Here is an 11388-nt window from a genome sequence, read left to right on the forward strand (position 1 = left end):
AATTCTATACTTTTTAGACTTCTTTTTAGTAACCTGATGGATTTCTGATTTTGCTCGAAAAATTTTTGAAGCTGTTTCTGTAGAGACTTCCAAGACCTGACACAAACGAGTTAAAAACACTTGTTCTTTTCCAGATAAAACCCCATCTACTAAAATTATGTCAGTAGCTAACATAAAAGCTGTTTCTTTATACTCTGGATGTAGTGAATCATTGGCTATAGCTACTAAATTATTAATTCCTTTTTCGCTAAGTGTATTTAACATCCTATTGAGCATATTTGTAATCTGTTTTTCTGAATAGCCTTTAAAAATTTCCATTTGAGACAAAAGCACTATAACTCGTTCTGTTTCTTGTTCTAAAAGATAACCATCTGAAGCAATGGCAGATACTGCAATAGCAGCTATTGCTTCAGGTTGTGAGAATGCAACTCGATGTGCATTATAAACTTCAAATACCTTATTTAATAGACTCATTTTAGGCATTGTCTCCTAATTTATTGCTTGTTGATTTGTTTACTATTTTATCTTGAATAACAGCTTTATACAGCTTATCGTTTCTATCACAAGATTATTTGTTTGTCAACACTACCTTTTGTCCATAGTAGATTTATAGCACATTTATAAAGTTAATATTAAGAATATGGAATTTGTACTGAAATTGTGCATAAAAAACTAAATATTTTAGTAAGCATTTCCTGCGGAATGCTGCGCAAACAGCCGTCAGCTTTCAGCTATTAGCTTTAGAGGATAAATTTAATAAATAATATCAAATTCAGTAGTATTGGTACAATTCATGCCTCGTATGGATTGATCTTCAAAACCTACTAAAACAGGAGTTTTTGCTAATATTTATTTTATGCTCCAAAGTCAGATTTGAGATTAATAGCTGATAGCTGTTTAGCTGGCGCACAACTTCGTTTTGCTGGCGTAAAGCTTTCCGTCAGAAAAAAGCGAGAGCTACCGTAGAAAGAGGTTAGCTAATAGCTGAATGCTTACATATTTTATNATGCTCCAAAGTCAGATTTGAGATTAATAGCTGATAGCTGTTTAGCTGGCGCACAACTTCGTTTTGCTGGCGTAAAGCTTTCCGTCAGAAAAAAGCGAGAGCTACCGTAGAAAGAGGTTAGCTAATAGCTGAATGCTTACATATTTTATGGATAATTAATAATTAATAATTACCTCAATGAAAACCTTCAATAATTAATAATTAATAATTACTTCTTATTATAAAGAAAAGGATTCGCTAAAAGGATTTTTTTCTCCATGAATGGAGATGGTTTATACTTAAATAGTTGAGTAACAACTTTACTAATATTTAATCTGAGCTAAAAAGCTTGAAAATTCTGACTCCTGACTCCTGACTACTAGCTGCCAGGAAAATATTATAACTTAAAAAGGATTGCTATAGAGGGTATGATTTTTTAATTGATTAACAAACTTATTAATTCTATGTAAATACTCATCACCAGCAATCCCTGCAACATTATTGTGATCTGCACCAGGAACTATATATAAATCTTTAATTTCAGCAGGACTAACTGCAAATAATTGTTCACTCATATAAGCAGGAACTGACATATCTTCTTTTCCATGAACTAAGCAAATTGGTATATCTAATTTCCTTAGTTTGGAAATAGAGTCAAATTTTTGATGTAGTAGTAGTTTTATGGGAAAAAATTTATAAATTCCACCCTCATAATTAACCATACTTTGCATAGAAGTAAAAGAACTTTGAATGATTAATCCTGCCATTTGTGGGTGTCTTGTAGCCAACTCAATAGCAATAGCTCCCCCTAAAGAATGACCGTAAACCAATATATTTTGTGGATTAATCTGGCGTTGATTAACTAAATAATTCCAGACAATTTCTATATCTTGATAAATCTGTGCTTCACTAGGAAAATTCCCTGTACTACGTCCATAACCTCGGTAGTCTATTAACAAGACATCAAAACCTAATTTATGAAATTTATAAGCTTGTTCAACATTTGCCCCTATATTGACACCATTGCCATGAAAATATAACACCACATTTGGAAAATCTGACCTGTAAGAATTAGCAGGTATCCACCACCCATGTATTCTTTCTAACTTGCCTTTTTTCTGAAAGGCAGATAACCAAACATCTTGATACGAGAGGTTTATATTTTCTGGTGTTATTTCTATAACTGAACTAGGGAAAAATATGAATCGCTGTTGCACTAAAACTAGAAATATACAGATAGCAACATAAGCTATAACCGAAACTATTCCAACAATTAAAAGCCACTTCACAACAGAAAAAAGATAAGATTGCCACATAAGAAAAATTTATAATTAGATAGTGTCCGCTTAATGAGTCAAGAGTTACAAACACCGAACCCCTAAACCCTGTTTTTTCCTAGATTTCTTTATGTAAAAAAATTCAAGTTATCATAAATATTTTCTTTCCTCCTTTCTGTCTCTTAATTTGACATAAAAATAAATTTTAACGCCAATCTACTAGACCGACAAAACTAATTTTGTGCATTAGTATTGTTGAGGTGGGGTAGGTTCATCTGATTAAATGTTGAGCAAGAATAAGTTAACTAAAACCCGCCCCTACTATTGCCAAATTTTAGTTGTTTCACACCACTAATTAAATTTTGTCTAGTTTGAAAACCTTAGTTTGGGGAAAATGTTCAGAAAAGCTGACAATTCAAGGATTGTAGTTTTTTCTATTTTCAGATGAAAACTATAAGAGATTGAATGTATCAGCAAATATAAAAAGGAGGTAGGGAACACTTAACTGGGAATAGGTCCGAAGAAATACAAGGGCAAATATTTGTCGCTATTAAATCTAGGAATATATGTACTGAATACTTCTCTATCTACCTTCTTTCAATCCCTTGAAGTATTACCGCTTTTAGATTTTAGTCACTTCGCGTGCTCTGTTAATAATTATTTTACTCTCCAGTCTCTAAGTCTCAAGGTGGATGAGGTTTAGGAATGAGAATTCAATAAAGTCTACAATTTTTTTGCAAGAACTCAGATAATATAGAGTTTCGGCAATTTAACTTGTGTAGATAATAAATACTCATTCCTGATGTCTTTTAACCGATACAGTTTATCAACACCTAACGCCTCATCCATAAAAACTAAAAACTAAAAACTAACTTTCTCAAGTCGAGGTTGACGTTTATACCAATCATTAGATTGTTCATAAACATGAGCAACTTCAAAAAGTAAACCTTCTTTCAAAACATTACCAATCAATTGCATACCAATTGGTAATCCTTGTTGATCGAAGCCACAGGGTAAACTTAAAGCAGGTAAACCAGCCAAATTAACTGGAATAGTCATTAAGTCAGACAAATACATACTCAGAGGGTCATCAGTTTTTTCCCCCACCTTAAATGCTGTAGTTGGAGAAGTGGGGCAAGCCAAAATATCTACTTGAGCAAAAGCTTTATCAAAATCCTCCTTAATTAAAGTCCGAACTTTTTGAGCTTTCAGATAATAAGCATCATAATATCCAGCCGATAAAGCATAAGTACCAATCATAATTCGGCGCTTAACTTCTGAACCAAAACCTTCAGCGCGAGTCTTGGCATACATATTCAAGAGGTTTTCCGACTGAGGAGTACGGAAACCATATTTGACTCCATCATAGCGGGCTAAATTTGCCGAAGCTTCCGATGGAGCAATAACATAATAAGTAGGTAAACCGTAACGAAATCTAGGACAAGAAACTACCTGAATTTCTGCTCCCAACTCTTGAAGTTTTTCCACTGCTTTAGTGAAAGCTTGTAGAACAGATGAGTCTAAACCTTCACCAAAAGTCTCTTGAATTAGACCAATTCTAATTTGCCCTTTAGGTCTTAAATTAGGTCTCAGATTTTTCGTGTAATCTGGGATAGAAACATTCAGACTGGTAGAATCTTTCGGGTCATAACCAGCGATCGCCTGCAACAAAATGGCAGAATCTTCCACAGTTCTACTAAAAGGACCTATTTGATCCAAAGAAGAAGCATAAGCNAGGTCTCAGATTTTTCGTGTAATCTGGGATAGAAACATTCAGACTGGTAGAATCTTTCGGGTCATAACCAGCGATCGCCTGCAACAAAATGGCAGAATCTTCCACAGTTCTACTAAAAGGACCTATTTGATCCAAAGAAGAAGCATAAGCTACTAACCCATAGCGAGAAACCAAACCATAAGTAGGCTTCATTCCCACCACTCCACAAAAAGATGCTGGTTGACGAATTGACCCACCTGTATCTGACCCTAATGCCACTACACATTCTTCAGATGCTACTGCTGCGGCCGAACCTCCAGAAGATCCTCCAGGGACTCTTTCCACATCCCAGGGGTTAGCCGTGACTTGATAGGCAGAATTTTCCGTTGAACTGCCCATCNCCATAAGTAGGCTTCATTCCCACCACTCCACAAAAAGATGCTGGTTGACGAATTGACCCACCTGTATCTGACCCTAATGCCACTACACATTCTTCAGATGCTACTGCTGCGGCCGAACCTCCAGAAGATCCTCCAGGGACTCTTTCCACATCCCAGGGGTTAGCCGTGACTTGATAGGCAGAATTTTCCGTTGAACTGCCCATCGCAAACTCATCTAGATTAGTCTTCCCTAAAATTACTGCCCCAGCATCCACAAGTTTTTGAGTCACCGTAGATTCATAAGGCGGAATAAAATTTTCTAGAATCTTAGAACCACAAGTAGTAGGGATACCTTGGGTACACATATTATCCTTAACAGCGATCGGAATCCCTGCTAGTTGTCCAATTTCCTCTCCTGTAGCAATTTTGGCATCCACCTGACGGGCCTGTTCGATGGCCTTTTCTGCCGTAACACAGATAAAGCTTTTCAACTTCGGCTCCAACTGGTTGATGCGTTCCAGAGCTTCTTGGGTAATTTCTACAGCAGAGCGTTCTTTACTGATTAGTTGTTGATGTAGCTCGCTAATGGATGCCATGCCTATACCGTCNGTCCAATTTCCTCTCCTGTAGCAATTTTGGCATCCACCTGACGGGCCTGTTCGATGGCCTTTTCTGCCGTAACACAGATAAAGCTTTTCAACTTCGGCTCCAACTGGTTGATGCGTTCCAGAGCTTCTTGGGTAATTTCTACAGCAGAGCGTTCTTTACTGATTAGTTGTTGATGTAGCTCGCTAATGGATGCCATGCCTATACCGTCATTCCTAAAATTCAACTATTAGATTTTGACACTTTCACCGTTAAAAATATAGATTTAACCGGAGATTATTGCTTTTTATGGTTTCCCGGAAATATACAGGAATTATCGCAAGCTGCATTATACCATAAATCTTACCAATGGATAATGGATAATGGATAATTGATAATTGATAATTAGGGTTTGCTGAAAAAGTCTTTTTGTTGAGGTAGGGAGTAGTTAATACCAATTTCATAATATTGCTACAGTGGCTCTGTTCTTAGGAGTCAGGAGTCGTAGGGGCGATTCGCGTTGGCGTAGCATTCCGAAGGAAATTGCCCGTACAGGAGTCAGGAGGTAAGAATTTATAATATTCGTTTTTTCTGAGGGTAAAACTGTTCCATGATTGACTAAAAATAGTTTTATAACTATAAAAATATGTTTTTTTCCAAGGGATAATTTGATTTTTACCCTCTACATCTACAGCAAATTTACTCAGACTTTTTTAATCATTTTACTGTAACTCTTTTTTTTGAATTTGGTATAAGAGTTAGGAGTTAGGGGAGTTATAGAGGAGGTAGTCAGAAGAATAGTAAGAGTGATTTTTCTGCCTCGCGTTAGCTCAAAAAGTTAGCATTTTGAGCATAATAGAGCTGAAAACCAGGTACTTTTTCCAGANGTTAGGGGAGTTATAGAGGAGGTAGTCAGAAGAATAGTAAGAGTGATTTTTCTGCCTCGCGTTAGCTCAAAAAGTTAGCATTTTGAGCATAATAGAGCTGAAAACCAGGTACTTTTTCCAGATCCAATAAGGCACTTATCTTTATCTATAAATGCGCGCGATAATTAATCAGCAAACCCTAATTAATCGCCAAAGGTTTAAAGTCTCTCCTATCAATTGATAATTGATAATTAGAGAGAGTTTTTATTATCCAATCTCCATTATTCATTAATGAAGTTATTACATCTTTAATAATTAAGCTTTATATTCTGTCTCTTGAGAATGCCTGCAAGAAAAAAATTAGGGAATAGGGAGTAGTTCAACAATTAATTATTAATTATTAATTATTACCTATTCTGTCATATAAGTATTGGCGCTCAAGGATTTTTTTTTCTTCTCTTGGTCGATTGGATATGGCTAGGTTTCCTCAGCATCCCATCCTAACGGAATGCTCCGCAAACGACCGCTTTTTTCTCCATGAATGGAGAGGCTTTATACCTTAATTTTTCGGCAACAATGGAAAATTTATTTGGGCAGCATTCCGCACCTAAAAAATATTTTCTATCCACAGCTATATAATTTTTATTATGGCTAATTAATGAGGCTTGATATTAGACCAGATGAGGATACAGGATAAAGATGCTAAAAAGCNTTTTTCGGCAACAATGGAAAATTTATTTGGGCAGCATTCCGCACCTAAAAAATATTTTCTATCCACAGCTATATAATTTTTATTATGGCTAATTAATGAGGCTTGATATTAGACCAGATGAGGATACAGGATAAAGATGCTAAAAAGCTGATAAATATAGCAATTATATTTTAGTTGTGAGATTTTAGTAGTAATTAGGACTCAGAAGTCAGAAGTCAGGTAGGGGAACTGTCGGATTGGCGACGTACAGAATATAAAAGGATTTTGAGCGACTTCATTGTTCTTAAATATCTATCAAAATCATTCCTGATTGCTATATTAAGCTTTCAGTTGAAATCAAATAATTTTCCTCATGGTAATTTTTTAGATAAAAATTTATATTTTATCCGGAAAATGGCACAAATAGATTGAGAAACTAGGAAATTCCCATGATTTCCTGGTAGGAGCTATGCCACCAAAAGCTCGTTTGAAACAATATCTGACCATAGAAGAACTGAAAATTCGCTACCGACAAGCTCCAGACACTATCGAATCCCGTCGGTGGCATCTCCTGCTCTTGATTGCCCAACAATGGTCTATTAAAAAGGCTGCTCAAGTTGTTGGACTTAACTATGATTATGCTAAGGAAATTGTTGGGCGCTACAACCGAGAAGGCCCAGCTTCTGTCAGGAATCGTAGCAAGGATCGTCAACCACCACCTGCCAAATCTTTATTGACTCCTGAGCAACAACAGGAACTATCGGTGGCTTTACAAGGGCCTGCNCCCAACAATGGTCTATTAAAAAGGCTGCTCAAGTTGTTGGACTTAACTATGATTATGCTAAGGAAATTGTTGGGCGCTACAACCGAGAAGGCCCAGCTTCTGTCAGGAATCGTAGCAAGGATCGTCAACCACCACCTGCCAAATCTTTATTGACTCCTGAGCAACAACAGGAACTATCGGTGGCTTTACAAGGGCCTGCTCCTGATGGTGGGGCATGGTCTGGTCCAAAAGTAGCTCGTTGGATAGCTAAGAAAACTGGTCGGGAGCATGTCTGGCCTCAACGAGGTTGGGATTACCTTAAAAGGTTGGGGATTGACTGGAAAAAAAAATATAAAAATGATTGATATATAGCATTCAGCATTCAGCACTCAGCATTCAGCTTTGATTGAATTTTGATCAATTTAGCTACCTCATACTAAATCCGGTTTATAGAGTACCCTTTTGGGGAGATGGGGAGATGGTTAGAGAGAATTTTGAAAAAGGTACTTTTAATAACCGGATTTGGTATCAAATATACATTAAATAAAAAAAGGATTGACTTAATAAATAAGCTATAGCAATCCTAAATAGGTCGCGACAAATCAAAAAGTAGATAAAAAACTTGAAACTCTTACCTGTTGCCTCTTGCCTGTTGCCTCTCTTGGTGCGCGTTCCCAAGCCAGTCCGTTGGGCGGGTCTCCCGACTTGAAGGAACTGGCGTTTGCGTCTGTCGCCGACGCGGGGNCCTCTCTTGGTGCGCGTTCCCAAGCCAGTCCGTTGGGCGGGTCTCCCGACTTGAAGGAACTGGCGTTTGCGTCTGTCGCCGACGCGGGGTCGCACCGCTGTTGCCTAAAAAGCAGTAAGATTTTTGCCACGAATATGCGGAGGATTGCTATATATAGTATTTCCCAAGCTAGTGAGGTACAAAATTAGTTTTTTTTAGGGAATAGGAAATAGAATATAAATTAAAGATAGGTATTTATGATAAGTCTGAGAAACGCTATATATAGACAGAGTTTTTTAAAATATTTTTATACTAATGAGTGATTAAAAAACTTGATTATTTATTTAGATCAGATTAAAAATCAAGCATGATATTGCCAATAAAGAAATACTTACAGCAAATTCAAGGTATGTGAAGTACAAATATTAAATATTTAATATTAAACATTGTAGCACAGGCATCTTGTCTGTGAAAGGCGTATCTCACTCATACGGAATCTGCTGTAATAGCTGTCATATAAATAAAAAACTCAAAAAGGAACAGAATTTTCAAGCTTTCCAGTTCAAATTAACTATTATAAAAATTGTCAGAATTACATAACTTTGCACGAATAGTGAAGTACAGTTTAATATTAATTTGTATTCCCTAGAGCAATAAAACTTTATATCTCATCAACTCCACAAATGCTCTACATACTTTTCCGGAATCATAGTAAAAATCTTGATTAATTGGATGAAGGTTGTCAAAACTATCAGTAATGAATAATTATCAATGATTGGTTTGACACAACCTGAAATAGAAATCTCTCAAGATTTAGTAATTATGAAAATCAAGATTTCCACAAAAATTATCCTAGCATTTGCCTTATGTTTCGGGATTAATTTAACTATCAATAATCCCGCTTATGCTAGACCAAAACCTCAGTTACTTTGTGAAGTAAAACCAGAAATATGCCAAAAACAGGGAGAGACTATATGTAAAGAAGATGAGAGTTGTCCTCAGCAAACAGTAGAAAATTGTGAGCAAGATAATCAAATTTCCTGTGATAAAACACAGTCTGTAGTTAAAGAATTTAAACCTGTAATTCGACCTAATACATTTTATTGTGAACAGGGTAAAAATGGTATTCCAACTACTTTTGTCAAAACACCACAAGGTACTTATCCAGTTATTCGCTGGGTTTCTAATTATTTCTTGTCTGCTGGATATACTCCTATGACTCGTTGTCGTCAAGTATCAAACAAATTTCAATTATTCTACGATGATGGGAGACTAGATTACATTACTACTGGCATTGTTAATCGTCAACCTGTTGTTTGTGTTTCTGGTCAAAAGGGTGGTCCTTGTCAAGGAGTATTATTTACTCTCAAACCTTACCAAAATGCTAGCGAAACAATTCAAAAGTTATTTGATATTCGGGTTAGTGCAACTACAGGTCCTCTATATGAAAGTAGCTCCCGTTTCTATTTAAACTTTAATGATTATTTAGAAAGTTTAGTAAGCAAGTGAATGGAGTAATATAGCTCTACGCGCAAGTAAAAAGTTAAAAATTAAAAGTCAAAAGTAAGAGACTGTTTGTCAAATAAGTATTAAGAGAAGGAATAGTTACTAAAATCCAAAATTGGTAATACTTCAAAGAATTGAAATCTAGTAGATAGAGAGATATTAGGTAAATATATTCCTAGATTTTGAACTGAGAAATAGTTGTGTTGATTTCTTCCTCTCTGTTCCCTATCTCATTTTTATCTTTCGTTTACAAACAATCTATAAGAGTGAGTTTGAGCGTTTATAAATCTCTTAACCTATTTGCATAGTGCTATATTTTGTCAATCTGCGATCGCTAATATTAGCAGCTTATATTGGTAGTGGGTTATTTTATTTGCCAATAGAAATTTTGCCTAAAAATTTTTCTGAACTGGAAAGTTCAGTAACTAAAATACAAAGTCAAAATTGTGCCGAATGTAATAATTTTTGTACCATTAAAGAGCTTAAAAGTTTAGCTAAATCAATCACCGTTAAAATTATTTCGGAAAATGGTTGGGGGTCAGGAATTATTTTGAAACGAGAGGGAAAAGTTTATACAGTTATTACTAATCAGCACGTTTTAGATACTGACTATAAATCTTATCTTATTCAGACTCCAGATGGTCTTTTGTATCAAGCAAATAAAATAGAAAACCAAGACTTTCAAGGAAATGATTTAGCTCTATTAGAATTTCGCAGCACTCACTCCACTTACACTGTTGCATCCCTAGAAAATTCTACTACTCTTTCTCCAGGAGATAAAACTTTTGCTGCCGGGTTTCCTGCTTTAGAAAAACTTCAAGATACAGAATTTTTATTGACTAGAGGAAGACTTTCAATTTTGTCTGACCACCCCTTAGAAAAGGGTTATCAAATTGGTTACACTAATGTCGTAAAAAAGGGTATGAGTGGGGGTCCTTTACTGAATATTTATGGGCAAGTAATTGGTATTAATGGAATGCACGCTTATCCTTTATGGGGAGATCCTTATGTATATAGTGATGGTTCCCAACCAACTGTAACTTTGCGTCAAAAAATGAGTCATTTAGCATTTGCTATTCCCATTGAAACTCTAGCTAAATTAGCTCCGAAATTTGCATCTATACCAACTATTAAACTTGACAAAACTGCTAGTAGTAAAGTTTTCAATTATTTACTTTTTGATGCTTTTAGTGAATTAATGAATTGGAAATTTTATCGAGATATTTTGCCTACTTCATCATGTAAGTCAAAAGTTTAGCAGAAGGTGAGGGTAATTTTAGTTATACCGTTAGGGAATAGGGAATAGGGAACAGCAGGCTGTTAAAGGGTTTTCCTAGGTCATGCTGCGCAAACAGGATTTATAAATTTCCTAATCTTTGCTTCGACTACTATATGAGTTGTCAGGGTTGTAGGAAAAGGTTTTAGATCAATAGTATGGATATATAGATTGATTTTGGTATGAAATTCCTATTTACTAAAATTAAATATAATACTCATATTAATAGTTTTACTAAACACCAGTATATGGAGTCAAGTAAAAATTCCTATTGCGCTATACGCAACAGAAATACTAACTTTCCTCCAGATGGAAATAAGTAAGTAAAAATTCCTATTGCGCTATACGCAACAGAAAAATTGACTTTCCTCTAGATGGAAATAAGTAAGTAAAAATTCCTATTGCGCTATACGCAACAGAAAAATTGACTTTCCTCTAGATGGGAATAAATAAGTAAAAATTCCTATTGCGCTATACGCAACAGAACTACTAACTTTCCTTCAGATGGAAATAAGTAAGTAAAAATTCCTATTGCGTTATACGCAACAGAACTACTAACTTTTCTCCAGATGGAAATAAGTAAGTAAAAATTCCTATTGCGCTATACGCAACAGAACTACT

General features: G+C 35.6%; 6 protein-coding genes and 4 pseudogenes. 4 read left to right on the plus strand and 6 right to left on the minus strand.

Annotation, left to right across the window (positions count from 1 at the left end; genetic code table 11):
• The 6 genes and pseudogenes from AFK68_RS26560 to AFK68_RS26585 all read right to left on the minus strand — a co-directional run.
• Window positions 1–474 (minus strand): tellurite resistance TerB family protein (locus AFK68_RS26560; protein ID WP_143438310.1); only part of this gene is annotated, 474 nt, incomplete at its 3' end.
• A gap of 915 nt (window positions 475–1389) precedes the next feature.
• On the minus strand, window positions 1390–2301 hold the full coding sequence (locus AFK68_RS26565; RefSeq protein ID WP_094676528.1) for an alpha/beta hydrolase: 912 nt from the start codon (window positions 2299–2301) through the stop codon (window positions 1390–1392).
• An 822-nt stretch (window positions 2302–3123) separates the two neighbouring features.
• On the minus strand, window positions 3124–3996 hold an 873-nt coding region (locus AFK68_RS26570; protein WP_246844480.1), incomplete at its 5' end, for an amidase family protein.
• A gap of 1 nt (window position 3997) precedes the next feature.
• Window positions 3998–4376: pseudogene (locus tag AFK68_RS46585) on the minus strand (amidase family protein); the annotation flags it as partial.
• A gap of 1 nt (window position 4377) precedes the next feature.
• Window positions 4378–4952 (minus strand): annotated as a pseudogene (locus AFK68_RS26580) (amidase); the annotation flags it as partial.
• 13 nt (window positions 4953–4965) lie between these two features.
• Window positions 4966–5161: pseudogene (locus AFK68_RS26585) on the minus strand (Asp-tRNA(Asn)/Glu-tRNA(Gln) amidotransferase subunit GatA); the annotation flags it as partial.
• Between the two features lie 1806 nt (window positions 5162–6967).
• On the opposite strand from AFK68_RS26585, the gene AFK68_RS26590 reads away from it, so the two are divergent.
• The 4 genes and pseudogenes from AFK68_RS26590 to AFK68_RS26610 form a co-directional block, all read left to right on the plus strand.
• Window positions 6968–7281, plus strand: a 314-nt coding sequence (locus tag AFK68_RS26590; protein ID WP_246844481.1) for a helix-turn-helix domain-containing protein, incomplete at its 3' end; no start/stop codon positions are given.
• Window position 7282: 1 nt separating this feature from the next.
• Window positions 7283–7626: pseudogene (locus tag AFK68_RS42645) on the plus strand (transposase); the annotation flags it as partial.
• A 1130-nt stretch (window positions 7627–8756) separates the two neighbouring features.
• Entirely contained in the window at window positions 8757–9494 is a 738-nt protein-coding gene (locus AFK68_RS26605; RefSeq protein ID WP_094676540.1) for a COP23 domain-containing protein, read from the plus strand.
• Window positions 9495–9798: 304 nt separating this feature from the next.
• Window positions 9799–10749, plus strand: coding sequence for a serine protease (locus AFK68_RS26610; protein WP_246844482.1), 951 nt, complete (start codon window positions 9799–9801; stop codon window positions 10747–10749).
• Window positions 10750–11388 lie beyond the last annotated feature (639 nt).

It is taken from the genome of Hydrocoleum sp. CS-953 (genome assembly GCF_002260545.1).
Lineage (GTDB): Bacteria > Cyanobacteriota > Cyanobacteriia > Cyanobacteriales > Microcoleaceae > Trichodesmium.